Origin of the sequence: Phyllobacterium sp. SYP-B3895, assembly GCF_009647635.1 — a bacterium.
GTDB classification, from domain to species: Bacteria; Pseudomonadota; Alphaproteobacteria; order Rhizobiales; family Rhizobiaceae; genus Phyllobacterium; species Phyllobacterium pellucidum.
The window spans coordinates 35,686-62,211 of sequence record NZ_WJIG01000002.1 but is presented as its reverse complement, the minus strand read 5'-3'; the positions used below and the strand labels follow the sequence as shown (position 1 = coordinate 62,211).

Here is a 26,526-nt window from a genome sequence, read left to right as displayed (position 1 = left end):
GATGGTTCGGTCGAACCAGTCGACGGTAAGGGTCAGATGAGGATTGAGCCACGTGTAGTTTTCGGCAATTTGTAAAAACCGGTCCTCCGCATCCTCTAGAACTGAGCTTGCTGATTCCGGCCACTCGACCTGGAATTCCGTGCCGTTTTTACAAACGACGTTCTCTACGCCATAATCAATCAGCGGTGCCTGCCGGATATGATCAACGTTGAAATCAATCGTATGCCGCTGATCCCGATACGCCCCTGTTTTCCGCCGGATAAAACAAACGGCATGGCAACCAATGTCTTTAGCGCGTTTCCCTGCGCGCCGCGCGTCGGCGAGACATAGGCCTCGCGGCTCGACACTTTGACGGTGAAGTCGAGCACCGACTTGACGGTCGCAGCCGGGATGCCAGAGCCATTGTCGCGAACGCGAATTCCTTGCTGGTCAACGTCGATGTGAATGCTTGGTGCAATGCCCGCCTCCTCGCAGGCGTCCAGCGCATTGTCCATGAGCTCTTTCAGAACGACGAGAGGCCAGTCGTCAACCTCGTGGCCGGTCTGTGCCTGCAACTCCTTCTCGGATGCGAAATCGAGCAAGCGGCTGGTGCGAAATGTCTCGCGGTTGAGAATCGGCAAGTTCTGGTTCATAGCACACCCTGCCCTCCATGCCGCGTTGTTTCGTCGAGTTGGCGCGCGGTGTCGATTTCCGCAAATTGGCCGTCCCCCGGCCAGGCTCTCGCCTTTTGCTCGCGTGCGCGCCGCCGCTTGAGTTTGCGCATTTCCTTGTGGAGCGCGACGCGAATGAAGTCGACGCGCGTTTCCCCTTCGGCGCGCGCCGCGTCCATGTCCGCGAGCATGGCTTCACTCAGCGGCAACGTGATACGCACTGAGAACTCCATTGGTCGACCTCGTTTGGCTGGCTTGGCTTGCATGGTTCCCCCCTCAATGCTGTGTTGCGGTTTCGTCGAGGTCGCGCGCCCACGTTGGTGGCCGCTTCTGCACTGGAGTCACGGCATCGCTATATCGGCTGTAAAAGTGTTGCGTGTGCGCCAGCGGATTTGTGCTCTTCGCGTTGTCCCTGCGCTTCATGCCCTTTAGCGGCACATCGATATTTGGTGCCTTAGCCTTGTTGGCTGCCTTACAGCCGCCGTGCGCGACAAACGCCAGCGCCGTTTGGATATCGGTTTCGGTGGCAACCTTCACCACGGCCTGCCATTGCCACGCGCGCCAATTGTCCATGGTGACGGCGGCGCGCTCCGGGAATGCTTCGGCATAGGCGGCGACGAAGCCGCGCAGCGCGATGACATATTTCGACGCCACGCGCGGCGGCAGCCGGTTGATACGGCTGTGGATGTCGTTGAGGCGCTTGGAGTTGTTTTGTCGGTGTCGCAGACGCGCTCGCTCTGCCTTTTTATTTTTTCTTTCCTGAGCAGCAGCTTCTTGTTTTTCGTCGCGCGCGGATGACGACCAAAGACGCTGCTCACGATTTTCCTTTCGGATAGGTTCCTTTCGGATAGGTTCAGATTCTAAGGTTATTCGTGGTTTTCGCACCGGTGGTCGTGTGTGTTTTCGCACCGGTGGTCGTGGTGTTTTCGCCCCGATGGTCACTCGCACTACCGGTATTTTCACACCGGTGGTCGGCGGTCGGTTCAGCCGTATCCTTAGCGTCGCGCGCGTCGCAATCAGGCAAGTGCAAAGTGTAGTAGTTGCGCTTTCCCTTGCCAAAAGGCCGCATGACGGTTCTCGATTGCAAATAGCCTTCATTCCGAAGCCGCCGCATTGCCGAGCGGACACCTTCCGGCTTCATTGCGCATTTATCGCCAATCGTCTCATGAGACGGAAAACATTCGCCGGTTGCCGAGTTGGCAAAGTCGGCCAGGATACTGAGCAAACGGTAATCGGTAGCCTTCACTTGCCGATCATAGAGCGCGGCTTTCAAGATTATCGCTTTGCGGACTTGGAAGGCTTTTCGCTTGGCATTGTCGTCGGCATTGTACATTACAGGGGCCTTTTGGGTGGCCCGGTGTGTCTTGCCGCAGGTTATCGGAAGGGTTATGCTGCGCCTGCTCTTGGTAAAGCAGACATTTTGTCCCTTCATGATAACCCGCCTTGGTGGCAGACAAACGCCGGGCGGGTTTTCTTATGCGCGATCGGGGCATTCGCGCCCCGTCCTCTCCCCGTATCGAAAAAGTACCCTTCGTATGCTCGGTTACGCTTAAACTGGCGCGCTGACGCCCTTGGCCATGCGTTCCATGGCCTTTTCGAATTCCTCCTCGTCGAGCGGCTTTCCCGGAGCATTGACCGATTTCGGCAACAAGCCGCGGTGCTGCAAGCGCCACAGCGTCATCGCTGAAACGTCACCCAGCCTTCTGCGAACTTCCTTGCGACTGATGAACCGGCGCATGGTGCCGTCTCCCTCGTGTTGAATTTCACAAAGTCCAACACAGAGTAACTTGCATTTCAACCGATATTTTTGTGTATAATTTGGCTATAGTTGCATAATTAAAGTAAACCAACGATTTCTCAAGTAAAAGCGCAAATTTGCGTTTCTGATATTAAGCCAGCCTAAAGTCGTTGCCGTGGAGTTGACAATCTCAGGCCAGCTTCTCCTTTTTGGAAACGGTCTTTTCCAACGGCACGACGTTGCTCTTTCCGGCCTGTACATTGGCAAGATGCGCCGCCCACGTGATCATGGCCTTGCGGATTTCCGGCTGGTATTGGGCCTGATTGTAAATCCCGGCGACGCCCGCCCGAAAGCCGGAAACATGGTTGACGCTTGCCTCGACGACATGCGGTGCCACCTTCATTTCGTTAAGGCCGGTGACAAACGTCCGCCGGGCGTCGTGCGCAGTCCAGCGTTCGTCGAGTACTTGCAGGTTCGCCCGCACCGCCTTGGCGACGGCATTGGATTCGATGGGCTCCTCGGCTACCCGGGAAAACAGCGCGTTCGCCTTGGTGCGCTGCATTGCGGCCTGGACAATGGCAAGCACCGGTTTCGACAAAGGCACCAGATGCTGGCGCTGGTTCTTGGTCCGCGACGCCGGGATCAACCACTCGGCTGCGGCAACGTTAATTTCCGAGCGCCGCATGCCCGCCACCTCGCCTGCCCGTTGGCCCGTGTAGAAAAGCAGCAGCAGGATATCGCGCATGTTCTGCGTTAGCGGCGCGCTGGGCAGCGCTTCCAGCACCACCTTGATCTCGGCATCACCCAATACGCGATCGCGCTTGGCGGGCTTGCCTATGGCTTTCAGGCCAAGCGATGGCGCAGTTTCGATATAGTCGGATGCCAGTGCCCAATTAAACAGCTTCGACAGCAGCGCCTTGATGTTGCGAGACTGGCTCTTTTTCCCCTCGGCGTATTTCGCCTCGATGATATCCAGCAGATCGCGGCGGCGCACCTTGTTGATTTTGTGGTTGCCAATGACCGGATAAACTTCCGACTCCAGCAGCGTCTCGTCCCCCTTCCACGTCTTCTTGTGCGGTTTGGCGTGCTTCTCGATGTAGAGCGCACCGAGCTGCTTGACGGTGAGCGCCGCCCTGTCGGCCCTGCGTTCGCCTGCCACGTCCTTGCCTTCGACAGCACCGCCAGCAATAGCCTTGGCCTTCTCGCGCGCAATCGATACCGGGATATCGGGATAGCGGCCCAGCTTGTAGCGCGGGCGCTTCTTGGCGCCCTCCAGGCCATAACGCACATACCATGTCTTGGTGTTGCGCGGCTGCGGTTCTACCCGCATTTCAAGGTCGCGGACGATGGTGTCGTAAAATTCGGTGCGGGTATCGACGACGATGGCGTCAGCCCATTCCTTGGTCATTTTCAAGCGCGGCATGTTAGCTTTCCTTTAGTCAGTAGGCCCAGCCTTCTCGCTCTCCCCCAATTTCATTCTCCCCCAATTTCCGCAAAAAAAGCCGAAATAGCTGGGTTGGGTTGTACCAGTCAGTAGGCCTTCCCCCAAAATTGGGGGAAATATGGGGGATAAATAACGGAAACGCTCTGTTATGTCCAGAAGGGTTCTGTTATCGTAGACACCCGCACTATGTGCAAATATTTCAATGCCTTGTTGGAAAAATCTCAATGGTTTCAAATGCTTAAAAATGGGGGAAAAAGCAAAATTATCTACTTTTAATCAGTAGGTCCAGGGTTCGAATCCCTGCGCGCTCACCAAAAAACCCAGTAGTTTGACGACTTAGCTAGATAACGCCGCAGCGGTTTTTAGCCAGAACAGGCACTGTTCATGCTAAACTAGTCGCTGTTAAGGGGATAAGCACGACTTAAAACTTTCAACGTGCTTTTGATGGGGGGTCACAATGGCCGAGCTCACACCTGCTAGCAAGTTTATTTTCGTTGATCCTCCAGGGGAACGAGAAGCCTCCATAAACTACAAGAAAGACGAGTCGGAAGAAGCCTGGGAGAATATTGGAGGCGGTTGGATCGGACCAGCGAAGGTCTACGAGAGGGTCGGAACAAAAGATGCGGGCGTTCGAGGCGCATTAACCGCCAAGCTTACCCCCGGTAAGATTTATCAGCTATGCATAACCCGGGTTGGTGAAGGACCATTGACAGAGCGGTATGAACCGCAGGCGTTCGCAACGGTATTTTGTTTACGGTTGAAATCCTCGGAGAAGGCGCTCGTGCAGGAGTACGCGCTTGATTTTGGCGGCACTTGGTCGTGGCATAAAATAGTAACGCTCGTTAAAACCTATATCGCCGAAGCCGGCGTCAGCCGAGGGTCGATATTATTCGATGGTCAGGGGATTCCGACGTTTAACCCCAATTTGACGGAAGGATCGCTTGAACCAAAACCGCTCCTGATAACCAACCACGTCATGGAGTTTCCTGGCCTATTGCCGGGCCAGAACTACTTTTTCGCATTCCTCGTGATGGACCCCTCTGGGCAATGGGAAGTCTATCAGGGGAAAACCCACCCTTATTTTTTCACTACACTGCGACGACAGCTTTCCGTCGAGTTTTCAACGATCCACGTTTACAATGACGGAGATTGGGCAACGACGGGAGAGGCCCGAATCCAGATGGGAGTAATAGGAGCGACCAAACCCGATCCAAGATATGAATGGTCGAATGATGAGTTGGATGACTGGGGTGAGACTGACCGGCCATACGCTTTGGGGTACCGATACGATGGAAGGCCCGAGACAGTGGAGCGAGAACCACCTGAAAGCCTATTCGAGGCGTTGAGAGTCGATGTCTGGTCCAATGGCAAAGAAAACGATTTCGTCCTTCTCGACGATCTCGCGATGAGTGGTCGACAAAGCCTCCCTCTGCCAATCGGGCGGGGTGAGAGCATCGCCAATCAGACATGTCTGTTGGACTGCCCCGGTGCTTACGCAGGCGATATCTTTCACTACGGCATAGACGTAATTTGGTCCGTGACCTACGTACCGTAAGGGTCCGCTTCCGTTTCCACGACCCTGCTAAACGCGCGGAATCGTCGCCATAATGTCGCGCGTGCCATCGCATCTGTCATTGTTGAACTGGTGGTCTTTGCAACTGGCGATCCTCGGCCGCTGCAAATCCGCGCGAGCGTCGCCAGACTTGCCCGTCGGCTTAACCCTTCATTTACCCCTTTTCGCCACCCTCGCCGCATGAAAGCCACCGCTATCATGCTTGCGCTGCTCGGCTTTGCCCTCACCGGTTGCGCGAGCCGGCCGCCGCTGGAGCAAATGTCCTATGGGCAGTTGGGGCAGCTTGCCGGCGCGGTGGAGCGCAAATGCCTCGCCCGGGGTTTCGGGCTCGATACGCCTGAATACAAGGCCTGCACCGTGCAGGAGATCACCCAGGAGCAATATAGCCGCGAGTTCGGCAGCGAAAGTTTGCTGTAGCCAACTGGTGCCATCGGGCCGGGATCAATTTAGTTTGAGTTTCCTCCTGCCGATCAACAGCAATACACTCGCCATGTATTTCTGTTTTCAAAGGACGAAGCCATTGTATCTCCAACGTTTTCTTTTGTGCCTTGCACTTTCGTCGCTGTTTCTGGTAACGCCCGCCGCCCCGCAGGACCATGCGCCCCAGGGCAGCCAGACCGATAATCCCAGCGCTGCCGATCCAGGCCCCGAGGCAGGCGCTGCCGCGGCCGGTTCAGGCATACTCGGCCTGCTTCCGGCAGATTCGGTAACCGAGCACGTGCTGAAAACCGCTGCCGGCGACCTGCCCTATACAGCGACCGCGGGTACGCTTGTCCTTTACGGACAGGATGGCAAGCCGATGGCGAAGATGTTCTACACCGCCTATGCCGCGCACGACCGCACGCCCGGCCGGCCAATCACCTTTGCCTTCAACGGCGGACCGGGCGCGGCGTCCGCATACCTTCACCTTGGATTGGTCGGACCGCGCATTCTGACGTTCGGGCCGCATGGCGAAGGCGGCACCAGTCCGGCTCTTACCGACAATCCGGACAGCTGGCTCGCCTTCACCGATCTCGTCCTGATCGATCCGGTGGGAACGGGATGGAGCCGCGCCAGCAACGACAAAGTCGCTGCGGACTTCTACGGGATCGGCGAAGACGCCGACAGTATCGCCAAGGCGATCGCGCTTTACGTCGGGCAGAACGATCGCATGGCCGCGCCGAAATTCCTGCTTGGCGAAAGCTATGGCGGTTTTCGCGCCGCAAAGGTCGCGACGCGGCTGAAGGACAGTCAGGGCATATTGGTATCAGGCATTGTCATGCTGTCGCCGCTCATCGAGGGAAATCTCCTCTTCGGCGATCGGCGCTATCCGCTATGGGCGGCGCTGCAATTGCCCTCCCTTGCCGCCGGCGAGCTTGAGCGCAAGAACGCCTTCGATCCGGCCGCTGTCGCAGAGGCCGAAAAATTTGCGATGACAGACTATCTCGTCGCCCTTTCCGGACCCGAACCCTCGGGCCACGCCGCAAAAAACCTCTATGCCCGGATCGCTCAGATGACCGGCATACCTGAAGCTGTGGTAACGCGCGCCCGCGGCTTTCTCACCGACATCTATGTCAAGAACTCGAAAAGCGCCTCGTCCGAAGTCGTCAGCCGCTATGATGCCTCGCTCGCAGCGCCGGACCCTTATCCTGAATCCGACTCCGAAGAGGGCGGCGACCCGGTTCTCGATGGTTTTACCCGCGCCTATGGCGCGGCCTTCGCAAGCTACGCCCGCAACGAACTCGGCTTCAAGACTGAGCTCACCTACAATCTGCTCGCCAACCACGTCAACGAAAAGTGGAAATGGAGCCAGAACGAGAACGGCGGCGGCCGCACACGGGCAAGCGCGGCAGGCGACATACGCGAGCTTTTGTCGGTCATCCCTTCGTTTCGCCTGCTCGTGGCCCACGGCTACAGCGATGCGCTCACGCCTTACGGGATCAACAAATACGTCATAGATCACCTGCCGGCGACGCTGAGCGCAGGAAGGGTGGAGCTCAAGCTCTACCGCGGCGGCCACATGTTCTATACACGCACCGGTTCAAGGCAGGCGCTCAGCGCCGATGCGCGGGCATTCTATTCATCGAGCGTTGAAAAGGTGCAAGGGGAGTAGTGACGATCTAAATCGCGCTCCTCCCCGGGCCGTTCTCCTACGCGGTGTATTTATTACGGCGACTGCGTGTTGCCGGCCGCTACTTAATCCAATCGAACAAGACCTACCACTTTCTGCCGGATTGCCTGTCGTCGATTCGTCTTTACTATCAGCGCCATGACTATTTCGCCGCCCAAAAGAACCGACGATCCGTTGAGCCAGGCTGCCGAATGCAAGGCAGCCCTCGGTGCCGGATTCGAGGATCTTGTGAGACAGGCCCTGAGCGCCGGCTGGGACCAATATGACGTCGCCCTCGCGCTCTCCGAGCTTGGAGAACAACTCGTCGAAACGACGGCGGAGAATGCAGGATCGGAAGCCGACATTGCCATCGCCAAGGCCCTGTTCGAGATCCGCAAAACCTTCATGACATCGCATTGAGGGATTTGACCCGTCGCTTCAGCCAGCGCGAGGAATACGCAATTCCGCGCGCAGACCCCCCGCAGGATCATTTGCAAGCGTAATGTCACCGCCGCTGCGTCGCGCGATATTGCGCGCTATGGTCAGCCCGAGGCCAAAACCGCCGGTCTGGCGGTTGCGGGACGTCTCGACCCTGCGAAAAGGTTGGAAAACCTCGTCGAGCTTCTCCGCCGGGATCCCGGGGCCTTCATCCCGGATCGTGAGGACAATGTCGCCATCCCGCTGCGCTAGATCAAGGTGGGCCTTGCTGCCGTAGGTTACTGCATTGTCGATGAGATTGGTCACGCATCGCCGCAACGCCATGGGGCGCCCCGAACAGATAAATGCGCGGGAGACGGGCGTTTTGAACGAGACTTGCGAATAATTGTCGGCAATCGCATCGACAAGGGACCAGAAGTCGATTTTTTCCGGCGCCTCGTCAACGATCTCATAGCTTGCAAAGTCTATGACCGACCGGGCTATCCCTTCGATATCGTTTAGATCATGGACAATCTGCTGGCGAACCGGCGCGTTCCGTAGCAGTTCGAGCCGCAGCCGGATGCGGGTCAAGGGCGTGCGCAGGTCATGGGCGAGCGCAGCCGCAAGCTGCTCCCGGTCCGCTACATAGGCGCGCAACTGGGCCTGCATGGTGTTGACCGCCCTCGCCGCCGATTTGTATTCGCTGCTGCCGATCACTGGCAGTGGCGGCGCCTTCACATCCTCGCCAATGCGCTTCACGGCCCGCTCAAGGGCACGATAAGGGGCAGTGAGCCGCCGCGTCGCCCATATCGACATGCCGATGACTGCCGCGGCAACGCCGCCGAAGAGCGGCAATGACTGACCCGAAAATATCGGATGGGGCGGCGTGATGGGCGTGACGAAGTTCAGCCATTGCCCATCGTTGAAACGTATCGATGCGGCCAGGCCGTCGCTCTGGCTCAAGTCCTCGGCAATATCCGAGAGTTGACGCTCGATAAGGCCGGCATCGGGATCGTCCGGCGCGTTGGTATTGGCAAGTTGTCCAGTCGGAACCTGTGCGAGCACCCGGCCGATGCGGGCATCGGTCACGCCGAACTCCTGGAGCTGCGCGACAAGAACGTCTTCCAGTTCCGCCAGGCTGTCGTCGGCAGCAATGGCCGACTTGACGACCGGCTCGGCGGACAGGCTCATCGTATTGGCTGAATTCGAAAAGGCGGTGACAAGCTGCTTGCGCTGCGCCCCCGGCACTGCGGAAAACACTTTAGCCAGCGTATGAGCCCGTTCGTTCAGCCGGAAAAACTCAAGGATTTCAGTATTTTCTGCTCGGTCGCGCGCAACGATAGAAAGGGTTGCGACTTGCGACGTCAAAAGCCCGGCGATCAGGACAAGCAATATCCAGCTTGGCAGTGACTGGGGCAGATAGCGGTTCATTCTGCCGTGACTTCCGGCACGAATTGATAACCGCCACCCCGGATCGTCAATATCAGCTTTGGCGATCGCGAATCGTCTTCCATCTTGCGCCTTAGCCGGCTGATAAGAATGTCGACGCTGCGATCATAGCCATAGGCGGTGTTGCTTCCAGCAAGCTCTTGCAACTGATCGCGGCTCAGCATGCGCTGCGAACTCTTCACCAGCGCCTCAAGGAGATTGAACTCGCCCGTCGTAAGTTCCACCCTCACTTCATCGGGCGAAACGAGGCGCCGGCGCGAACAATCCATGCTCCAGCCGGCGAACTTGTAAATCTTGGGTTCCGCGCGCCGGTCTGCTCCGGGCGTCTCGAGGCGGCGCAGCACTGCCCGCACCCGCGCCAGCAATTCCCGTGGATCGAATGGTTTGGAGACATAATCGTCGGCCCCCATCTCCAGCCCGACTACGCGATCGGTGGTTTCAGCAATTGCCGTCAGCATGATGATCGGCACACGCGAATGCATCCTGATCTCGCGGCAGATTTCCATACCGCTTTTGCCGGGCAGCATAACGTCGAGGATAAGGATATCGATCGGCGTGCGCGCCATGACCGCCTGCATTTCCTCGCCGTCACGAGCGACCGAGACCTGCATGCCGCGCTTCTTGAGGAACTCATGCAGTAGATCGCGGATCGCATCGTCGTCATCGACGATCAGTATGTGCGGCTCGGATTTCATGTTCTATTCCCAAAAGTCCTTCCGACCTGACATTGCACTTCGAGTCTTACGCGCGGTTGCAGCCGAAAAGCCACGCAAATTTTCGGGATTGTGGCTTCAGAAACATTCCAGAAACAAAACACCACGAACGAGAAAAAACGGGGCAACAGTGCTGCCCGATAAAGGGTGCGTCGGTTTCAACTGTTTGCAGAATGGATGCTGGTACAGCGCAATGGCTTTCTTCAACTCCTTCACTGCCATTTCGACCGCCATCCTCGCCGGGGGGATCGTCCTCTCCGCCTCGGCCGGACAGTCGAACGCCGACGAGACACTTACCCGCACAGAGTTGTGCGGCAAACTTCAGCTACAGACTCAACACGCACTCACCGAACATGCCGAGGCCAAACGGGCGGCCAAGGCGAAAGCACTTCAAAAGCAGGCGGCTAATTTCTGCGCGAGCAATAAGCAGGCGCAGGGAATTAGAGATTACGCCCAGGCGTTGAAGCTGCTTGGGGTGCGGCCGGTCGACGATTGACCGCATCCACGAAGCCCGCTTCAAAAGGAAACTGATGCTATGAAAAAGTCCCTCTACACTGCTCTCGGTCTCGCTGTCGCCCTCGCCGTCTCGGCTCCCGTCCTGAGCTCAGGCGCTTATGCAGCCGCCGCAGCCAGCACAACCGCCTCGACCTCGACGCAGAAGGTCATGCCAAAGCATCACGTGAAGAAGGTTCACAAGACCACCACGAAGAAGGTACCTGCCAAGCCGGCTGCAACGACCGTTCAGTAAGAACGCTTGCAAATTTTTGAAAACATACCGGCCGTGGCAGTCCGCGGCCGGTATTTTTGCGTGCCGCTGGTGCCGGTTACCACGTTGGCAAGATTCGTTGTGCAAAGATCGATTGCCGTCGTAGCATCGGGCAGGTGATTCTCCTGCCAAGCATGGACTGAAGCATCCAGGGGCTGGCGAACCATCATAACGAAACCGGTTCATGGAGATTCCAAGATGGGTGCAGAAGGTCTTCTTATCTTTCTTCTGGTGGGCTTGATTGCTGGCTGGCTCGCGAGCCAGCTTGTCCGGGGCGGCGGCTTCGGCCTCGTTGGCGACCTTGTTGTCGGCGTGATCGGCGCCTTTATTGCCGGCTACCTGTTTCCCGCCCTCAACATTTCCCTTGGCGGCGGCATTCTCGGCGCCATCATCGCAGCCGCCATCGGCGCAATCATCCTTCTCGTCATATTGCGCGCCTTCAAACGCGCCTGACCGAAGCGATCAAAAGAAAAGGCCCCCGAACGCTGCCGTTTGGGGGCCTTTCCATTTCCACGCGCCGGTCCGTCAGGCCCGGCCGAATTCAGGCTGGGCGTCCGGCGTTTTCTCGGATTCGACGGCCACGTCCTTGCGCGAGATGAACGTATAGAACATAGGCACAACGAAGAGCGTGAAGATCGTTCCGACGATGATGCCGGAGAAGATCACGAGACCGATCGAGTAACGCGCCGCGGCACCAGCGCCTGTTGCCGTAATCAGCGGAATAACACCAAGCGCCATCGCCGCCGTCGTCATCAGAATGGGACGAAGTCGTGTCTTCGCCGCAAGGATGATGGCGTCATGACGCGATATGCCGTGCAGTTCGCGCTGCTGGTTGGCGAACTCGACCATGAGAATACCGTGCTTGGTTATGAGCCCGACGAGTGTGATCAGCCCGACCTGCGTATAGATGTTGAGCGTTCCGAGCCCAAGATTGAGTGGGACGATCGCGCCGAAGATCGACAACGGCACCGACATCATGATGATGAACGGGTCGCGGAAGCTTTCGAACTGCGCCGCAAGGACGAGATAGATAACCACGACCGCGAGAACAAACGCGATCAGGATCGTGCTGCCCTGCTCGATTTCAAGTCGCGACTGACCCGAATAGTCCATGAAGAACCCATCCGGCATCAACGGGCGAGCCGTATCGATGATCGTCTGCAATCCCTGACCGGTCGTGACGCCAGGCATCGGCAGCGCGGAAATCGTCGCCGAATTCAGCTGGTTGAACTGTTCGATTGCCGCCGGTGACGCATTCTCGGTGATCTTGATCACCGCAGACAACGGCACCATTTCGCCCGACGCGCTCTTGACGAAGTATTGGCCGAGGCTTTCCGGATTGGCCCGGTAATCCTGCGGCACTTGAGGAATGATGTCATAGCTGTTGGAATCGCGGTCAAACTTCGAGATCTTGCCGCCGCCGACGAGCAGGCCGAGCGTCTGGCCGATATCGCTGACGGGAACGCCAAGGGCGGAAGCACGGTCGCGATCAATCGTGACTGTCACCTGCGGCGCATTAAACGACAACGAGTTCTGGACGATGATGAATTGGCCCGATGCCTGCGCCTGCTTCTTGATCTCCTCGGCCACCTCGTAGACCTTGTCGGCCGGTCCGGTAGACTGAATGACGACCGAGATCGGCAGACCACCACCCGTACCGGGCAATGTCGGCGGCGCGAAGATGAAGGCTTCGGCACCTGCAATCGGGCTGATCATCCCCTGCAGTTCCTGCTGAAGCTGCTTTTGCGACTTGTCGCGCTGGGTCCAGTCCTTGAACACCCAGATAGCGAAGGCCGAATTCGTCGTGCCGAGACCGAGGATGTTGAACCGGGCCTTGAGTTCCGGCAGGTCCTTGGTCAGCGCATCGATCTGATCCGCATAGAGCTTGGTATAGTCCGAGGTTGCATATTGTGGTGCGTTGACGATCGCAAACAGGGCGCCGGAATCCTCTTCGGGAGCAAGCTCCGATGAGGTCTTGGTAAAGAGGAAGCCGGTTAGCGAGACCAGTGCGATGACGATAAACAGCGTGAGGAAGCGAAAATTCAGCGACCCGGCGACGCGGCGTTCATAGGCGCGCTCCAGCCAACCGAAAGTATTATCGACAATCCGCTGGAAACGGCTGTGATTGCCCGGCTTCAACAGAAGCGCGCACATCATCGGCGAAACGGTCAAGGCCGCAACACCAGAGATGATAACGGCACCCGCGAGCGTGAAAGCGAACTCGCGGAAAAGCGCACCCGTCAGACCACCGGTAAAGCCGAGCGGCGCAAACACCGCGGCGAGCGTGATGGTCATGGCGACGATCGGACCCGTGATTTCCTTCATGCCCTTCAGTGCGGCATCGACCGGCCGCAGCCCCTCCTCGATGTGCCGGTGGATATTCTCCAGCACCACGATCGCGTCGTCGACGACGAGGCCGATCGCGAGAACCATTGCGAGCAGCGACAGAAGGTTGATCGAATAGCCAAGGATGAACAGGAAGAAGCACACGCCGACAAGCGAGATCGGAATGGTGACGACCGGGATGATGACCGACCTGAACGAGCCGAGGAACAAGAGGATCACCAGGACGACGATAAGAACCGCCTCGCCTATGGTCTTGAACACCTCGTGGATCGATGAACTGATCTGTTCTGTGGCGTCGTAGAGGAGGACGATCGACATCCCATCGGGCAGGGTTGCCTGGATCGATGGCAGTTCGGCGCGGACCGCCGCTGTCATATCGATCGGATTTGCAGCGGGTGTCGGGAAGACGCCAAGGAAGGTGCCGCTGGACCCGTTGAAGGTCACAATCGTATCCTTGTTGACGGCACCAAGCTCGATGCGCGCCACATCCCTGAGGCGCACGATATTGTCGCCGTCGGATTTGATCGGCATTGCGCCGAAGGCTTCCGGCGTCTGCAACGTCGTCTTCAACGTGATCGGTGAGGCTGTATAGAGGTTTTCGACCTTGCCCGGCGCCGACAGGAAGTTCGACTGGTTGATCGCAGTCAGCACTTCCGATGCCGTGGTCTTGCGGGCCGCGAGCTTGATCGGGTCGATCCAGACGCGCATCGAGAACACCTGGCCGCCGAGAATCTGCGCATCGGCGACGCCCTGAATCGTCGACATGCGCGGCTGGATAACGCGCTCCAGATATTCGGTGATCTGCTCGCTGGTCATGTTCGGATTCTGTACCGCGAGGTACATCGTCGCGAAGTCCTGGCCCGTGCCCTTGGTGATGACAGGGTCGTCAGCCTCGGCAGGCAGATCGCCGCGCACCTGGTTGACCTTCGAGATAACTTCGGTGAGCGCGGCGTCAGGATCGGCGCCGAGTTTCATCTGCACGGTAACCGTACTCGATGACGGACCCGACGACGAGGTTACGTAGTCGATGTTTTCCGTCGTGGTCACGGCCTTGGCGATAGGCGCCGAAATGAAGCCCTGCATAAGGTCGGCACTGGCACCCGCATAGGCGGTCTTGATCGTGATAACCGTTTCCTCGACCTTCGGATATTCGCGAACCGAAAGGTTCACGAGCCCCTGCGCGCCGAGCAGAATGATCATCAGAGCAACGACCGTCGAAAGGACCGGACGGCGAATGAAGATTTCTGAGAAGTTCATTTTGTGGGCAGCCCTGCGTCTTTGGTGTTGGCGGGATTGACATCGTTGGCAATCTTGACGGCAGCACCGGGGTTCAGGCGGTTCTGGCCGGCGGTGACGACGATGTCGCCGGGCTTAAGACCCTTGGTGATCTCGACATTCAGGCCGGATCGGCGTCCGGGCGTCACAAATACCTGAGCGACAACAAGCTTCGGCTCTTCCTTTGCCTTTTCGTCGGCCGGCTTTGCCGTCTCGGCGGATGCGGCGCCGGGCTGCTGCTGTTCGGTCGGCTTCTTTTCCTCGGGCTTCTGTTCTGCCGGACGGACGACGAACACGTAGTCGCCGTAAAGACTGGAAACGAGCGCCGTCTGCGGCAAGGTCAGAACATTGTCTTCCTTCGGCAATCCGACGCGGACCTGTGCGAACTGGCCGGGGCGCAGCTTGCCTTCGGAATTGTCGACCTTGGCGCGAACCGAAACAAGACGCGTCGCGGGATCGATGCGCGGCTCAATGGCCGTGATTTCACCCTTGATGTTGATTTCACTATCGGTCAGGCCGAGCCGGATTGGCTGGCCGACCTTGAGCTGGCTCAAGGTCTCCTCGGGAACGGTGAAATCGACGCGCATCGTCGAAAGGTCCTGCAAGCTCACGACTACAGTGCCGGGTGCGAGATACTGACCAAGCTCGATGCGCGGAATACCGACGGTGCCGGTGAACGGCGCCTTGATAAGCTTCTGGTCCATGACGGCCTGCAGCTTGGCAATCTCGGCCTTTTTCGCGAGCGATGCCGCCTGGGCTTCGTCGACGTTGGACACGGCACCCACACCACGCGTATTCAGCGTGCGGGCGCGCTCGAGCGTCTGGTCCATAAGCACATTCTGTGCCTGGGCGGCGACGATATCGGCCTTTTCGATCGCGTCATCGAGCTGGAGCAGCGGAGCGCCCTTCTGGATGACCTGATTCGCCGTGAACGGGATATCCTTGACGATGCCGGCAACCTCGACGGAGAGTTCGACGCCCTGGATAGCGCTTACCGTGCCGATTGCCTCGATTTCCGGCGTCCATGACGTCGGCTCGACCGTGTAGGTCGAAACCGGCGCAGCCGGCTGCTGCATCGTTGCAAAGAAATCCTTGATTGCCTTGTCACGGAACAGATTGAATCCGACCAGCCCGACGCCCAGCAAAACGACCAGGACGAGGATGATAACGGGAAGTAGGAACCGCTTGATCATGAGGAGACTGCTCCGAAACAAAACAATGGCCAGCAAATATGTCTGCCAGCCTTTCTTACGGGGATTGATTTACGCGGACTTGATTACCGCGGGCGAAGTACTGTACCGTCTGGACGGTAATGTCAATATTGTTTTGGCAACAACCCTACGACGAAAGTTTCAGAATGGTGGCGGACATCCCAACGACAAGAGACAAGATCCTGCAGGCGGCAGCCGAGATCACCAAGGAAGTGGGACCGGTGAATCTTTCACTTGATGCTGTGGCCAAGCGAGCGGGACTTTCGAAGGGTGGACTGCTTTATACGTTTCCAACCAAGGCCAAGTTGCTCGAAGGTCTGGTAGAGCAGCACGTCTCGGAATTTGACCAATCACTTCGCCGTGAAGAGGCTTCCCGCAACTTCGGCCCGAACAGCGTCGTTCTTGCCGTGATCGCCGTGTACCGTGCCGAATTTGTCTGCAACGAGCCCGAACCCTCTGGTATTCTTGCCGCCATCGCCAACGATCCGGGCTTTCTCGAGCCGATCCGCCGCTACAACAAGCAACTGCTGCAGCGCATGCGTGAAAACGCAGCCGACCCAATGCTGGCAATGATGGTTTTCCTGACCATCGAGGGTCTGCGGAGCCTCAAGCTGTTCGAGATGAATGTTCTCGATCGCGCCGAACAGATCGCCGCGATCGACCGCCTCAAAAATCTCTTCGAACCTGCGGACCCCGCGCCGGTTGAAACGCCGGCAGTCGCTTGATCTCGACTACGAGTAAGCGGGGAGATCGCCCTTCGCCCACTCGGCCTGCGTCGCTTCGCAGAACTGGACATAGGTTCCAGTCTCGATCGCACCGCGTATACCCTGCATGAGTTGCTGGTAATAGGCGAGATTGTTCCATGTCAGCAGCATGCCGCCAAGCGCTTCACCCGATTTGACGAGGTGGTGCAGATAGGCGCGGCTGTAGTCACGTGCCGCAGGACAGGATGATTCTTCGTCGAGCGGCCGCGGATCGTCCGCATGCCGGGCATTGCGCAGATTGACCTTGCCGCGACGGGTAAAGGCGAGACCGTGCCGGCCTGCCCGCGTCGGCATCACGCAATCGAACATATCAATGCCGCGCGCCACCGACTTCAGAATATCGTCAGGAGTGCCGACGCCCATCAGATAGCGCGGCTTTTCCACCGGCAGCTCCGGGCAGGTAATGTCGAGCATATCGAGCATGACCTCTTGCGGCTCGCCGACGGCAAGGCCGCCAACGGCATAGCCCTTGAGGTCCATGGCCTTGAGCGCCTGCGCCGAACGAACACGCAGATCGGCCACATCACCGCCCTGCACAATCCCGAACATGGCTTTCCCTGGCTGGTTGCCGAATGCGGTCTTGCATCGCTCGGCCCAGCGCAGCGACAGTTCCATGGCCCGCTCGATATCCTTCGGCGTCGAAGGCAACGCAACGCATTCATCGAGTTGCATCTGGATATCGGAATCGAGTAGACCCTGAATCTCGATCGAGCGCTCCGGGCTCATCTCGTGGGCGCTGCCATCAATATGCGAGCGGAAGGTGACGCCGTTTTCGGTCAGCTTGCGCAACTGCGCCAGCGACATCACCTGAAACCCGCCGGAATCCGTCAGGATCGGTCCTGGCCATCTGGCGAACTCGTGCAGCCCCCCAAGCCGCGCAACGCGCTCGGCGCTCGGGCGCAGCATCAGGTGATAGGTATTGCCAAGAATAATGTCAGCGCCAAGCTCGCGCACCTGGTCCATATACATCGCCTTGACGGTGCCGCCAGTACCCACCGGCATGAATGCGGGGGTGCGGATTGTGCCGCGCGGCATGGTGATCGCGCCGCGTCGGGCCTTGCCATCGCTGGCAATCAGTTTGAATTCAAAATTGGTGCTGGTCATTCTGATCGCCATAACAGGCTTGCATCGCCATAGGAATAGAAGCGGTAGTGATTTTCGATGGCATATTCATAGGCTGCCCGCATGCGATCCATGCCGCTGAACGCCGAAACAAGCATGAACAGCGTCGAGCGTGGTAGGTGAAAATTGGTCATCAGCATGTCGACGGCACGGAACCGATAGCCTGGCGTAATGAATATGTCGGTCGCTCCTGACCACGCGCGAACGATCCCGTCTTCGCCCGTTGCGCTTTCGAGAAGCCGCAGCGACGTCGTACCGACGCTGACGATCCGCCCCCCACGCGCCCTGACCGCATTGAGCGCATCGGCGGTCGCATGGTCGACATGGCCGATTTCGGCATGCATCTTGTGTTCGGAGGTGTCGTCGGCCTTGACCGGAAGAAACGTCCCTGCCCCGACATGCAGCGTCACGAAATGTTCCTCGATGCCGCGTTGCTTCAAATCGTCAAGGAGCGAGGGCGTAAAATGCAGACCGGCCGTCGGGGCAGCAACAGCGCCTTCCTCGCGGGCATAGACGGTCTGGTAATCGTCGCGGTCGCGGCTGTCGTCGGCCCGCTTCGAGGCGATATAGGGTGGCAGCGGGATATGCCCGACCGCGGCGATGGCCTGGTCCAAATCGGCTCCGCTGAAATCGAAAACGAGCAGGGCTTCGCCCGCCTCGCCCTTCTCGGCCACCGTTGCCTGCAGCGAGCCGAGCAGGCACGCATTATTGCCCTGGCCGAAATCGATCCGCTCACCTTCCTTGATACGCTTTGCCGGGCGCAAAAACGCCTTCCAGCGGTCGGGCCCGGTACGCATATGCAACGTGGCGCCAATCTGCGCGCGCACCCCATCGCGCTCGCGAAAGCCTTCAAGTTGCGCCGGTATCACCTTGGTATCATTGAATACGAGCGCGTCGCCTTCACGCAGATAATTGCCAAGATTGCGTACTGTATCGTCGCCAAGGTCCGAGCCATCCGCCTTTACAAGCAAAAGCCGCGCTGAATCGCGCGGCTCTGCTGGTCTCAATGCGATGTTCTCTTCCGGCAGATCGAAATCGAAAAGATCAACACGCATGATGCAACGAAACGATCTTACTCAACGTCCGCGGCAACGCGCATCGAAACAATCGAATCCGGGTCCTGCACGGGTTCGCCGCGCTTGATCTTGTCGACATTGTCCATGCCCTCGATGACCTGGCCCCAAACCGTGTACTGACGGTTCAGGAAGCCGGCATCGTCGAAGCAGATGAAGAACTGCGAGTTGGCGGAATTCGGGTTCTGCGCACGCGCCATCGAGCATGCGCCGCGGCCATGGTTGGTGTTGGAAAATTCAGCCTTGAGATCCGGCTTGTCCGAACCGCCCATGCCGGCGCGCGAAGGATTGAACGAAGTGCCTCCCTTCTTGCCGAACTTGACGTCACCGGTCTGCGCCATGAAGCCGTCGATCACGCGGTGGAAGACGACGCCGTCATAAGCGCCTTCGCGTGCAAGTTCCTTGATGCGGTTGACATGTTCCGGCGCAAGGTCCGGATAGAGCTCGATGACGACATTGCCTTTGGTCGTTTCGAGCAGGATCGTGTTTTCGGGATCTTTATAAGCCATTTTCGCCAATCTCCTGTGATATGAATTATTTGCCGGCGCCGACGGTAACTTTGATCATTCTGTCGGGATTCTCGACGGCGCCATTGTTTGCTTCCGAGCCCTTCTTGATCTTGTCGACATATTCCATGCCGCTCGTGACCTTGCCGACGACTGTATACTGCCCATTCAGCGAGGGGTATTCGGTGAACATGATGAAGAACTGCGAATTCGCAGAGTTGGGGTTCTGCGAGCGCGCCATCCCGACGACGCCGCGCACGAAAGGTTCCTTGGAGAACTCTGCGGGAAGGTCGGGCCGCGTCGAGCCACCGGTGCCGGCGGCCTGCGCATTGAAGCCCTTTTCGGCATTACCGTACTGAACATCCCCGGTCTGGGCCATGAATCCTGGAATGACGCGGTGGAATACGACATTGTCATAGGCGCCTTCCTTGGCGAGCGCCTTGATCTGCTCGACATGCTTCGGTGCGAGCTTGGGCAATAGCTCGACCTTGACGTCGCCATCCTTGAGCTTGATCGTCATCGTATTGGCGTCATCGGCAAAGCCGGGGTTCAGCGTCGCAAACGTAAGCGATGAAACTGCAGCCGCAATGAGGGCTCTACGAGTAAAGGTCATGAAAAATCTCTCCGGGATCAGTGACTTGGTCAGGGTTTGAATTTGGTCGCAAGCGCATCAGCGACAAGCGCGGGAACGAAGTGCCGGACGTCGCCGCCCATCGCTGCAATCTGGCGAACCAATGTGGCGGTAATGGTGCGCACCGCCGGGTCCGCCGGAAGAAACACGGTCTGCAATTCCGGCGCCATCTTGCCGTTCATGCCCGCCATCTGCATTTCGTAATCGAGGTCAGTGCCGTCGCGCAATCCGCGAACCAGCAGAGATGCGCCGAATTTGCGTGCCGCGTCGATCACCAGACCGTCGAAGGAAATAACTTGGATCCGCTCGCCGTCCTTGCCGAACACCTCGGCCGAGACACGCTTGACGAGGTCCATCCGCTCGTCGAACGAAAACAAAGGCGCCTTCCCCGGGTGAACACCGATCGCGACATAGACCTTGTCCGCAAGCCGCAGCGAGCCCTGCAGGACATCCATGTGGCCATTGGTGATCGGATCGAAGGATCCGGCGTAGATCGCGATTGTCATGACCGGTTCCTATCGGTTTTGCTTGGAGCTTTCAATGGCTCGCACGATCCAGATGAACGATAGATGAACACATAAATCAGCAAGCATTCATCCGCGTTCAACTATGCGTGAGACGCTCGCATGAAACCATTTCGAAGTCAGCACGTTACTATCCATAAGTTGGCCAGGAGCAAAGGGACAGATTGATGTTTATTCTTCTCAGCATTGCCATGATGGTTGCAATGGTCGTTTCGGCGATTGTCATGATCGTGGAAGAAAGCAAAAAGCGGGAAGCTCCTGTCAGAACCACCCGCTTTGGTGTTTATCATCATCGCCGCGACATTTAAGTCCGACCTGCCTGAGCCTTAGTTAGGCTCAGCGCCGTCTGTGGCTTCCGGTACTGAGACCTCGCCTTCGGCAGCCACTTCAATCTCGACTTCGTCGGTCTCCGTCTCGGAAATCCGCTCGACCGACACCACCTTCTCACCATCCGCCGTATTGAAGATCGTGACGCCCTTTGTCGAGCGTCCGGCAACACGGATACCGTTGACCGGCACACGGATGAGCTGGCCGCCATCGGAAACGAGCAGGATCTGATCCGAAGACTCTACCGGAAACAACGAGACCAGCTTGCCGATTTCGTCGGTCTTGGACGTGTCGGTGGCGCGTATGCCCTTGCCACCGCGACCGGAAACACGGAATTCATAGGACGACGACCGTTTGCCGTAGCCGTATTCGCTCACAGTCAGGACCGTTTGCTCGCGTTCGCGCAGTTCGGCGTAGCGCTCGGGCGCGAGGTCCGCAATGTCTGTCGCCTCTTCGCCGACAAGATTGATCTCCTCGACATCATCGGCGCCCTGTGCACGGCGTTCCGCCGCCGCCTGCTTGAGATAGGCCGAGCGCTCTGCCGGGCTCGCATCGACATGGCCGAGGATCGACATAGAGATGATCTTGTCGCCATTGGCCAGATTCATTCCGCGCACGCCGATGGAGTTGCGACCGGCGAAAACCCGCACGTCCGTAACCGGGAAGCGAATGCACTGACCGCCGGCGGCCGTGAGCAGCACATCGTCGAACTCGTCGCATGTATCGACGCTGAGGATTTCGTCACCCTCCTCGTCGAGCTTCATTGCGATCTTGCCGTTGCGGTTGACCTGGATGAAATCCGACAGCTTGTTGCGGCGAACCGTGCCGCGCGTGGTTGCGAACATCACATCGAGGTTGGCCCAGCTGGATTCGTCTTCCGGCAGCGGCATGATCGTCGTTATGCGCTCACCCTGTTCGAGCGGCAGCATGTTGATCAGAGCCTTGCCGCGCGACTGCGGCGTGCCGATCGGCAAGCGCCAGACCTTTTCCTTGTAGACGATGCCGCGCGACGAGAAGAACAGGACCGGCGTATGCGTGTTGGCCACGAACAGGCGCGTAACCGAATCCTCATCCTTCATCGTGACGCCCGAGCGCCCCTTGCCGCCGCGGCGCTGCGCGCGATAGGTCGCAAGCGGCACACGCTTGATATAGCCGGCATGGCTGACGGTGACGACCATATCTTCACGGGCGATGAGATCCTCATCGTCCATGTCGGCGCCGCCTTCGGTAAGTTCGGTGCGGCGGGGCGTGCCGAATTCGTCGCGGATCGCGGCGAGCTCGTCTTTAACAATGCCCATGATCCGCAGACGCGAGGCGAGGATTTCCAGATAATCCTTGATTTCGACGCCAATCTTGTTGAGTTCGTCAGCAATTTCGTCACGGCCGAGCGCTGTCAGGCGCTGCAGGCGCAGATCCAGAATGGCACGCGCCTGCTCTTCGGAGAGGTTGTAGGTGTTGTCGTCATTAAGCTTGTGGCGCGGATCGGCAATGAGCAGGATCAGCGGCGCGACCTCGCTTGCAGGCCAGCGACGCTCCATCAACTGGTCGCGGGCCGTGGCCGGGTCCGGAGCGCGGCGGATCAGCGCTATGATCTCGTCTATGTTCGCGACGGCAATCGCAAGACCCACCAACACATGCGCGCGGTCACGGGCCTTGCGCAGCAGATACTTGGTACGGCGGCTGACGACTTCCTCGCGGAAGCTGACGAATGCGCGCAGAATATCGAGCAGGTTGAGAAGGCCGGGCTTGCCGCCATTGAGCGCCACCATATTGGCGCCGAAAGAGGTCTGCAGCGGTGTGAAGCGATAAAGCTGGTTGAGGATGACATCCGCCACTGCATCGCGCTTCAATTCAACAACGACACGGTAGCCGTCGCGGTCGGATTCGTCGCGAATGTCGGAAATGCCCTCGATGCGCTTTTCGCGCACCAGATCGGCCATTTTCTCGATCATCGCCGCCTTGTTCACCTGATAGGGAACCTCGGTAATGATGATCGCCTCGCGGTCACCGCGCATGCTTTCGATGGCAACCCTGCCGCGCATCAGGATCGAGCCGCGGCCAGTGCTGTAGGCCGAATAAATGCCGGAACGGCCAAGGACAAGACCGCCGGTCGGGAAATCCGGACCCGGAATGATTTCCATCAGTTCCGGCAATTCGATCGCCGGATTGTCGATAAGTGCGATACAGCCGTTGATTACCTCGGAAAGGTTGTGCGGCGGCACGTTCGTCGCCATGCCGACTGCGATACCGCCGGAGCCATTGACCAGAAGATTGGGGAAGCGCGCCGGCAGAACCGTCGGCTCCTGCTCGCGGCCGTCATAATTGTCCTGAAAATCGACAGTTTCCTTGTCGATATCCTCGAGAAGCGATTCCGTGACCTTTTCGAGGCGGCATTCGGTGTACCGCATCGCCGCCGGTGAATCACCGTCGATCGAGCCGAAATTGCCCTGGCCGTCGACAAGCGGGTCGCGCAGCGACCAATCCTGCGCCATGCGGACGAGCGCGTCATAGATCGAGGCGTCACCATGCGGATGGAACTTACCCATCACCTCACCGACGACACCGGCCGACTTGCGGTACGACCTGTTCCAGGACAGGCCCATCTCGTTCATCGCGTGCAGGATACGCCTGTGCACCGGCTTCAGACCATCGCGAACATCGGGCAAGGCGCGGCTGACGATCACGCTCATGGCGTAATCGAGGTAGGAACGCTGCATTTCCTCGATGATGGAAATCGGCTCGATACCGGAACTGGGCCCGGATTTATCGTCTTCAGGTCCGGATGGTGGAGTTAGGTCAGACACGAGGCACTCATCTTTCGTATGGAATCAATCTTTGATCTTATAGCGGCTTTCATTGCGAAAAGCCAACAAACGGGGTCAGAATTCACAGCAGAAAACCATTTGATATCAAATGGATAGAAGAGATTTTCTCATGCGGTGAAATTGTTGGGCGGGAAATTGCATGTTTCTCGACGTTGGATATCGAATCCGGTAGGTTGGCTGGGCTCTTAACCGAGAAGAAAAGCAAAATCGTGGCGTTCTACGACACCATTCTCAATGCCCTCGTCACCCTGATGGTGACCATCGATCCTCCGGGGCTGGCGCCGCTGTTTCTGGCGCTGACGCGCGGCATGAACCGCAGTGAACGCAGCCAGGTCGGACTGAGAGCAAGCATCATCGCCTTCGGTATCCTCACCATATTCGCCGTCGCCGGCGCGCAGATTCTCGCGCTGTTCGGCATCACACTGGGCGCCTTTCGGGTGGCCGGTGGTCTCCTGTTGTTCTGGATCGCGTTCGAAATGATTTTCGAGCGCCGCACCGAGCGCAAGGAAAAGAGCGCCGAGGTTGCCATCACCAAGGATCACATCCGCAATGTTGCCGCCTTCCCGCTGGCGATACCGCTCATTGCAGGTCCCGGCGCCATCTCGGCGACCATCCTGCTTGCCGGCACGCTTTCCGAGCCAACGTCGCGCGTTGCCCTCATCGGCATTATTCTGGTCTGTATAGCCGCCTGTTACGTGGTGTTTCTGCTCGCCGAACGCGTCGACCGCTTCCTAGGCGAAACCGGCCGCTCGATCCTGACCCGCCTGCTCGGCGTCATCCTGGCCGCCCTCGCGGTCCAGTTCGTGGCCGATGGGATACGGACGCTCGTCCAGGGCTGACCTTAGCTCAAGCTACGCTGACTTGTCTTCCTCCGCGGCATCGCGCTGCGTGATCAGCCTGGCGCTGCGCACGCCGCTCACCGATATCCACAGCCAGCTCAGCGCCACGGCGAGGCGATTGCGCACGCCGATCAGGTAGTAGATGTGGGCCAGGCCCCATAGCCACCAGGCGAGATAGCCCTTGAGCTTGAACCAGCCGAAATCGGTCACCGCGGCGCGCTTGCCGATGGTCGCGAGATCGCCGGCGTGATGGTAGACGAAGGGCTTCGGCGCATTGTCGCCCGCAAGCCTCGCCTTGATTGTCTTTGCTATGTGCTTGCCCTGTTGCTTGGCGGCAGGTGCGATGCCCGGCACCGTGCCCTTGTCGCCATTCGCCACCGTTGCGGTATCGCCGATCACGAAAATCTCAGGGTGGCCCGGCACGGTTAGATCTGGATTGACGACGACCCGCCCGGCGCGATCGGCCGGAACGCCCAGCCATTTGGCAGCGGGCGATGCCTGCACGCCCGCCGCCCAGATAATCGTGCGGGCACGCAGCGTCTGGCCGGCGAATTCGACCCCGTCTGCATGGCACGCGGTAACCGGATTGCCGAGATGGACGGTCACGCCGAGCATTTCCAGCGCCATCTTGGCATAGGCGGACATGTCTTCCTTGAAGGCGCCAAGCACGCGGCTCCCGCCTTCAATCAGCACGACCCGCGCGCTGGCGGGGTCGATCTCCCTGAAATCACCCTTCAGCGTGTCGCGGGCAAGGTCAGCAATCGTCCCAGCAATTTCGACGCCGGTCGGTCCGCCGCCAATGATGACGAACGTCAGATATTCTGACCGTTTTTGCGGATCAGGCTCGCGCTCGGCCATCTCGAAAGCCGTAAGAATGCGCCGCCGGATCGTGGTCGCGTCCTCCAGCGTCTTCAGGCCGGGCGCGAATGGTTCCCAGTCGTCATGGCCGAAATAGGCATGGCGGGCGCCGGTAGCAAGCACGAGCGTGTCATAGGGAATAACGTCTCCATCCGCCGTAATCACCGTCTTGGCGGCCGTATCCACGGCTTCCACGCTGCCAAGCAGCGTCAAGACATTCTTGTAGCGCCGCAACAGATGCCGGATCGGCCAGGCGATCTCGGATGTTGCGAGGGTCGACGTTGCCACCTGATAGAGCAAGGGCTGAAAAAGATGGTGGTTGCGCTGGTCTACGACAGTGATCGCGACATCGACACCGCGAAGATTGTAGACGGTCTCGAGCCCGCCAAAACCACCGCCGACAACGACGATACGGTGCTGCACTGGAGTCTGATCTTCCGTCATCGTTGGCTCCGCTGGACAAACCGCATGCCTGTCTAGCAGAGGGCCCGGCGAACTACAATTATGCGTTCGAACCAACCAGCGCGGCCCAGCGGCCGGGTGTTACGCCGAACGCCTTCTTGAACTGCCGGTTGAGGTGGCTCTGGTCGCTGAAGCCAGCATCGGCGGCGATCTCCGCAAGAGGCTCGCCCATCCGGATCATGTCGCGGGCACGTTGCAGACGACGCATGAGCAGGAACCGATGCGGGCTGGTCGCGTACACCGCCCTAAATTGCCTTGATAAAACATAGCGATCAAGGCCACTTATTGCCTCAAGCTCATCCGATTTCACAAGACGCAAGGCGTGCGCCTCAAGATAATCGCGAACAAGTGCCACCTGCCTTACCGCAAGTTTGTCGGTCGGCTTGGGCGATTGCCGGGCGACGCGCGACAGTCCCTGCGCCAACCGCGAGATGACATCATCGACAAGAAGCTCGTCCAGTTCCTCATCGAGATTATCAAGCGCTGCCGAAAGCGTCGCCGCGATCATCGGATCGCTAAGCACCGGATCGCGGACGAATGGCAGCGAACCGGCAGGTCCAAGCGAATCCAATGCCAATGAGGGTTCCAGATAGAGCATGCGATACCGCAGGCCGACCTCGGTCCCCGCCCCGCCATCATGCATCTCGTCCGGATGCAGGACGATGACGTTGCCGGGAAGGCTGCATCGGCGCTCACCGCGATACCAGAAGGATTGCACGCCGTGCAGCGTCAGGCCGATGGCATAGGTATCATGCCGATGCAGTTCATAGGCATTGGCGGCAAAGCGCGCTTCGATCCTTTCGAGCCCCGGATTGGAAGGCGCCGCAACGATCGCGTCCTTCAGCGATGGTTCGCACAAACGTCCAAGACGCTCTGCGGCCTCTTCCCCTAGAACATTGTTCATCCGCTCAACCCGAACCTGCA

At 58.6% G+C, this 26,526-nt stretch carries 28 protein-coding genes; 10 read left to right on the top strand and 18 right to left on the bottom strand.

Annotated features, from left to right (window positions below; genetic code table 11):
* Window positions 1-179: 179 nt before the first annotated feature.
* The 6 genes from GF108_RS06795 to GF108_RS06770 form a co-directional block, all read right to left on the bottom strand.
* A complete protein-coding gene (locus tag GF108_RS06795) occupies window positions 180-632 on the bottom strand; it encodes an ATP-binding protein (RefSeq protein WP_153667389.1) in 453 nt (150 codons plus the stop codon).
* Entirely contained in the window at window positions 629-871 is a 243-nt protein-coding gene (locus tag GF108_RS06790) for a hypothetical protein (protein ID WP_153667388.1), read from the bottom strand. The genes GF108_RS06795 and GF108_RS06790 overlap by 4 nt, the downstream gene beginning before the upstream one ends.
* Before the next feature lie 55 nt (window positions 872-926).
* Window positions 927-1,535 (bottom strand): hypothetical protein, encoded by a 609-nt coding sequence (locus tag GF108_RS06785; RefSeq protein WP_153667387.1) that lies wholly within the window; start codon window positions 1,533-1,535, stop codon window positions 927-929.
* Entirely contained in the window at window positions 1,504-1,983 is a 480-nt protein-coding gene (locus GF108_RS06780) for a helix-turn-helix domain-containing protein (protein ID WP_172982581.1), read from the bottom strand. Before GF108_RS06780 ends, GF108_RS06785 begins: the two co-directional genes overlap by 32 nt.
* Window positions 1,984-2,199: 216 nt before the next feature.
* Complete coding sequence (locus GF108_RS06775) at window positions 2,200-2,388, bottom strand: hypothetical protein (protein WP_153667385.1); 189 nt, start codon at window positions 2,386-2,388, stop codon at window positions 2,200-2,202.
* Between the two features lie 190 nt (window positions 2,389-2,578).
* Window positions 2,579-3,811, bottom strand: a complete 1,233-nt coding sequence (locus GF108_RS06770) for a site-specific integrase (protein ID WP_153667384.1) — start codon at window positions 3,809-3,811, stop codon at window positions 2,579-2,581.
* 478 nt (window positions 3,812-4,289) lie between these two features.
* On the opposite strand from GF108_RS06770, the gene GF108_RS06765 reads away from it, so the two are divergent.
* From GF108_RS06765 to GF108_RS06750, 4 genes are all read left to right on the top strand, one after another.
* Window positions 4,290-5,387: a hypothetical protein gene (locus GF108_RS06765; RefSeq protein ID WP_153667383.1), complete on the top strand. Its 1,098-nt coding sequence runs from the start codon at window positions 4,290-4,292 to the stop codon at window positions 5,385-5,387.
* Window positions 5,388-5,585: 198 nt separating this feature from the next.
* Window positions 5,586-5,822 carry a hypothetical protein gene (locus GF108_RS06760; protein ID WP_153667382.1) on the top strand — a complete coding sequence of 79 codons (237 nt, stop codon included), beginning with the start codon at window positions 5,586-5,588 and terminating at the stop codon, window positions 5,820-5,822.
* A gap of 103 nt (window positions 5,823-5,925) precedes the next feature.
* Window positions 5,926-7,497 carry a S10 family peptidase gene (locus GF108_RS06755; protein ID WP_246663877.1) on the top strand — a complete coding sequence of 524 codons (1,572 nt, stop codon included), beginning with the start codon at window positions 5,926-5,928 and terminating at the stop codon, window positions 7,495-7,497.
* Window positions 7,498-7,653: 156 nt separating this feature from the next.
* A complete protein-coding gene (locus GF108_RS06750; RefSeq protein ID WP_210386062.1) occupies window positions 7,654-7,914 on the top strand; it encodes a hypothetical protein in 261 nt (86 codons plus the stop codon).
* 18 nt (window positions 7,915-7,932) lie between these two features.
* On the opposite strand, the gene GF108_RS06745 is transcribed toward GF108_RS06750, so the two are convergent.
* Together GF108_RS06745 and GF108_RS06740 are read right to left on the bottom strand one after the other, a co-directional pair.
* Window positions 7,933-9,342, bottom strand: coding sequence for a HAMP domain-containing sensor histidine kinase (locus tag GF108_RS06745; protein WP_153667381.1), 1,410 nt, complete (start codon window positions 9,340-9,342; stop codon window positions 7,933-7,935).
* Window positions 9,339-10,055, bottom strand: a complete 717-nt coding sequence (locus GF108_RS06740; RefSeq protein WP_153667380.1) for a response regulator — start codon at window positions 10,053-10,055, stop codon at window positions 9,339-9,341. Before GF108_RS06740 ends, GF108_RS06745 begins: the two co-directional genes overlap by 4 nt.
* A 211-nt stretch (window positions 10,056-10,266) precedes the next feature.
* Here GF108_RS06740 and GF108_RS06735 point away from each other — a divergent pair, with 211 nt between their 5' ends.
* From GF108_RS06735 to GF108_RS06725, 3 genes are all read left to right on the top strand, one after another.
* Window positions 10,267-10,569, top strand: coding sequence for a hypothetical protein (locus tag GF108_RS06735; protein WP_091922908.1), 303 nt, complete (start codon window positions 10,267-10,269; stop codon window positions 10,567-10,569).
* A gap of 39 nt (window positions 10,570-10,608) precedes the next feature.
* Window positions 10,609-10,821 (top strand): hypothetical protein, encoded by a 213-nt coding sequence (locus tag GF108_RS06730; protein WP_027233234.1) that lies wholly within the window; start codon window positions 10,609-10,611, stop codon window positions 10,819-10,821.
* A 216-nt stretch (window positions 10,822-11,037) separates the two neighbouring features.
* Window positions 11,038-11,292 carry a GlsB/YeaQ/YmgE family stress response membrane protein gene (locus GF108_RS06725; RefSeq protein ID WP_027233233.1) on the top strand — a complete coding sequence of 85 codons (255 nt, stop codon included), beginning with the start codon at window positions 11,038-11,040 and terminating at the stop codon, window positions 11,290-11,292.
* 72 nt (window positions 11,293-11,364) lie between these two features.
* Here the strand turns inward: GF108_RS06725 and GF108_RS06720 are convergent, their stop codons facing one another.
* Both GF108_RS06720 and GF108_RS06715 read right to left on the bottom strand, forming a co-directional pair.
* Window positions 11,365-14,442 (bottom strand): efflux RND transporter permease subunit, encoded by a 3,078-nt coding sequence (locus GF108_RS06720; protein ID WP_153667379.1) that lies wholly within the window; start codon window positions 14,440-14,442, stop codon window positions 11,365-11,367.
* Complete coding sequence (locus tag GF108_RS06715) at window positions 14,439-15,653, bottom strand: efflux RND transporter periplasmic adaptor subunit (RefSeq protein ID WP_153667378.1); 1,215 nt, start codon at window positions 15,651-15,653, stop codon at window positions 14,439-14,441. Before GF108_RS06715 ends, GF108_RS06720 begins: the two co-directional genes overlap by 4 nt.
* A 164-nt stretch (window positions 15,654-15,817) precedes the next feature.
* Between GF108_RS06715 and GF108_RS06710 the strand changes: the two genes are divergently transcribed.
* Window positions 15,818-16,396 (top strand): TetR/AcrR family transcriptional regulator, encoded by a 579-nt coding sequence (locus GF108_RS06710; RefSeq protein ID WP_027233230.1) that lies wholly within the window; start codon window positions 15,818-15,820, stop codon window positions 16,394-16,396.
* A 6-nt stretch (window positions 16,397-16,402) separates the two neighbouring features.
* Here GF108_RS06710 and tgt read toward each other — a convergent pair whose 3' ends face one another.
* Genes tgt through coaD form a run of 5 tightly spaced genes read right to left on the bottom strand, consistent with a single transcriptional unit; the run spans window position 16,403 to window position 20,273 of the window.
* Window positions 16,403-17,539, bottom strand: coding sequence for a tRNA guanosine(34) transglycosylase Tgt (gene tgt, locus GF108_RS06705; RefSeq protein WP_153667377.1), 1,137 nt, complete (start codon window positions 17,537-17,539; stop codon window positions 16,403-16,405).
* On the bottom strand, window positions 17,536-18,612 hold the full coding sequence (gene queA, locus GF108_RS06700) for a tRNA preQ1(34) S-adenosylmethionine ribosyltransferase-isomerase QueA (RefSeq protein ID WP_153667376.1): 1,077 nt from the start codon (window positions 18,610-18,612) through the stop codon (window positions 17,536-17,538). The genes tgt and queA overlap by 4 nt, the downstream gene beginning before the upstream one ends.
* Before the next feature lie 17 nt (window positions 18,613-18,629).
* Window positions 18,630-19,139, bottom strand: a complete 510-nt coding sequence (locus GF108_RS06695; protein WP_153667375.1) for a peptidylprolyl isomerase — start codon at window positions 19,137-19,139, stop codon at window positions 18,630-18,632.
* Window positions 19,140-19,164: 25 nt separating this feature from the next.
* On the bottom strand, window positions 19,165-19,749 hold the full coding sequence (locus tag GF108_RS06690; RefSeq protein WP_027233226.1) for a peptidylprolyl isomerase: 585 nt from the start codon (window positions 19,747-19,749) through the stop codon (window positions 19,165-19,167).
* A 29-nt stretch (window positions 19,750-19,778) separates the two neighbouring features.
* Window positions 19,779-20,273 (bottom strand): pantetheine-phosphate adenylyltransferase, encoded by a 495-nt coding sequence (gene coaD, locus GF108_RS06685; protein ID WP_153667374.1) that lies wholly within the window; start codon window positions 20,271-20,273, stop codon window positions 19,779-19,781.
* A 185-nt stretch (window positions 20,274-20,458) separates the two neighbouring features.
* Here coaD and GF108_RS06680 point away from each other — a divergent pair, with 185 nt between their 5' ends.
* Window positions 20,459-20,599, top strand: coding sequence for a hypothetical protein (locus tag GF108_RS06680; protein ID WP_153667373.1), 141 nt, complete (start codon window positions 20,459-20,461; stop codon window positions 20,597-20,599).
* Between the two features lie 18 nt (window positions 20,600-20,617).
* Here the strand turns inward: GF108_RS06680 and gyrA are convergent, their stop codons facing one another.
* A complete protein-coding gene (gene gyrA, locus GF108_RS06675; RefSeq protein WP_153668193.1) occupies window positions 20,618-23,335 on the bottom strand; it encodes a DNA gyrase subunit A in 2,718 nt (905 codons plus the stop codon).
* A gap of 317 nt (window positions 23,336-23,652) precedes the next feature.
* Here gyrA and GF108_RS06670 point away from each other — a divergent pair, with 317 nt between their 5' ends.
* Entirely contained in the window at window positions 23,653-24,282 is a 630-nt protein-coding gene (locus GF108_RS06670; protein ID WP_027233224.1) for a MarC family protein, read from the top strand.
* Between the two features lie 12 nt (window positions 24,283-24,294).
* Here the strand turns inward: GF108_RS06670 and GF108_RS06665 are convergent, their stop codons facing one another.
* Together GF108_RS06665 and GF108_RS06660 are read right to left on the bottom strand one after the other, a co-directional pair.
* On the bottom strand, window positions 24,295-25,584 hold the full coding sequence (locus tag GF108_RS06665; protein WP_153667372.1) for an NAD(P)/FAD-dependent oxidoreductase: 1,290 nt from the start codon (window positions 25,582-25,584) through the stop codon (window positions 24,295-24,297).
* 58 nt (window positions 25,585-25,642) lie between these two features.
* Window positions 25,643-26,506 (bottom strand): AraC family transcriptional regulator, encoded by an 864-nt coding sequence (locus GF108_RS06660; RefSeq protein ID WP_153667371.1) that lies wholly within the window; start codon window positions 26,504-26,506, stop codon window positions 25,643-25,645.
* Between the last annotated feature and the right edge of the window lie 20 nt (window positions 26,507-26,526).

Bases quoted from the DNA above. Each gene is read 5' to 3' on its own strand.
- GF108_RS06795 (WP_153667389.1), bottom strand. From the start codon at position 632: ATGAACCAGAACTTGCCGATTCTCAACCGCGAGACATTTCGCACCAGC.
- GF108_RS06780 (WP_172982581.1), bottom strand. From the start codon at position 1,983: ATGTACAATGCCGACGACAATGCCAAGCGAAAAGCCTTCCAAGTCCGC.
- GF108_RS06775 (WP_153667385.1), bottom strand. From the start codon at position 2,388: ATGCGCCGGTTCATCAGTCGCAAGGAAGTTCGCAGAAGGCTGGGTGAC.
- GF108_RS06770 (WP_153667384.1), bottom strand. From the start codon at position 3,811: ATGCCGCGCTTGAAAATGACCAAGGAATGGGCTGACGCCATCGTCGTC.
- GF108_RS06765 (WP_153667383.1), top strand. From the start codon at position 4,290: ATGGCCGAGCTCACACCTGCTAGCAAGTTTATTTTCGTTGATCCTCCA.
- GF108_RS06760 (WP_153667382.1), top strand. From the start codon at position 5,586: ATGAAAGCCACCGCTATCATGCTTGCGCTGCTCGGCTTTGCCCTCACC.
- GF108_RS06750 (WP_210386062.1), top strand. From the start codon at position 7,654: ATGACTATTTCGCCGCCCAAAAGAACCGACGATCCGTTGAGCCAGGCT.
- GF108_RS06745 (WP_153667381.1), bottom strand. From the start codon at position 9,342: ATGAACCGCTATCTGCCCCAGTCACTGCCAAGCTGGATATTGCTTGTC.
- GF108_RS06740 (WP_153667380.1), bottom strand. From the start codon at position 10,055: ATGAAATCCGAGCCGCACATACTGATCGTCGATGACGACGATGCGATC.
- GF108_RS06735 (WP_091922908.1), top strand. From the start codon at position 10,267: ATGGCTTTCTTCAACTCCTTCACTGCCATTTCGACCGCCATCCTCGCC.
- GF108_RS06730 (WP_027233234.1), top strand. From the start codon at position 10,609: ATGAAAAAGTCCCTCTACACTGCTCTCGGTCTCGCTGTCGCCCTCGCC.
- GF108_RS06725 (WP_027233233.1), top strand. From the start codon at position 11,038: ATGGGTGCAGAAGGTCTTCTTATCTTTCTTCTGGTGGGCTTGATTGCT.
- GF108_RS06720 (WP_153667379.1), bottom strand. From the start codon at position 14,442: ATGAACTTCTCAGAAATCTTCATTCGCCGTCCGGTCCTTTCGACGGTC.
- GF108_RS06715 (WP_153667378.1), bottom strand. From the start codon at position 15,653: ATGATCAAGCGGTTCCTACTTCCCGTTATCATCCTCGTCCTGGTCGTT.
- GF108_RS06710 (WP_027233230.1), top strand. From the start codon at position 15,818: ATGGTGGCGGACATCCCAACGACAAGAGACAAGATCCTGCAGGCGGCA.
- tgt (WP_153667377.1), bottom strand. From the start codon at position 17,539: ATGACCAGCACCAATTTTGAATTCAAACTGATTGCCAGCGATGGCAAG.
- queA (WP_153667376.1), bottom strand. From the start codon at position 18,612: ATGCGTGTTGATCTTTTCGATTTCGATCTGCCGGAAGAGAACATCGCA.
- GF108_RS06695 (WP_153667375.1), bottom strand. From the start codon at position 19,139: ATGGCTTATAAAGATCCCGAAAACACGATCCTGCTCGAAACGACCAAA.
- GF108_RS06690 (WP_027233226.1), bottom strand. From the start codon at position 19,749: ATGACCTTTACTCGTAGAGCCCTCATTGCGGCTGCAGTTTCATCGCTT.
- coaD (WP_153667374.1), bottom strand. From the start codon at position 20,273: ATGACAATCGCGATCTACGCCGGATCCTTCGATCCGATCACCAATGGC.
- GF108_RS06680 (WP_153667373.1), top strand. From the start codon at position 20,459: ATGTTTATTCTTCTCAGCATTGCCATGATGGTTGCAATGGTCGTTTCG.
- gyrA (WP_153668193.1), bottom strand. From the start codon at position 23,335: ATGCAGCGTTCCTACCTCGATTACGCCATGAGCGTGATCGTCAGCCGC.
- GF108_RS06665 (WP_153667372.1), bottom strand. From the start codon at position 25,584: ATGACGGAAGATCAGACTCCAGTGCAGCACCGTATCGTCGTTGTCGGC.
- GF108_RS06660 (WP_153667371.1), bottom strand. From the start codon at position 26,506: ATGAACAATGTTCTAGGGGAAGAGGCCGCAGAGCGTCTTGGACGTTTG.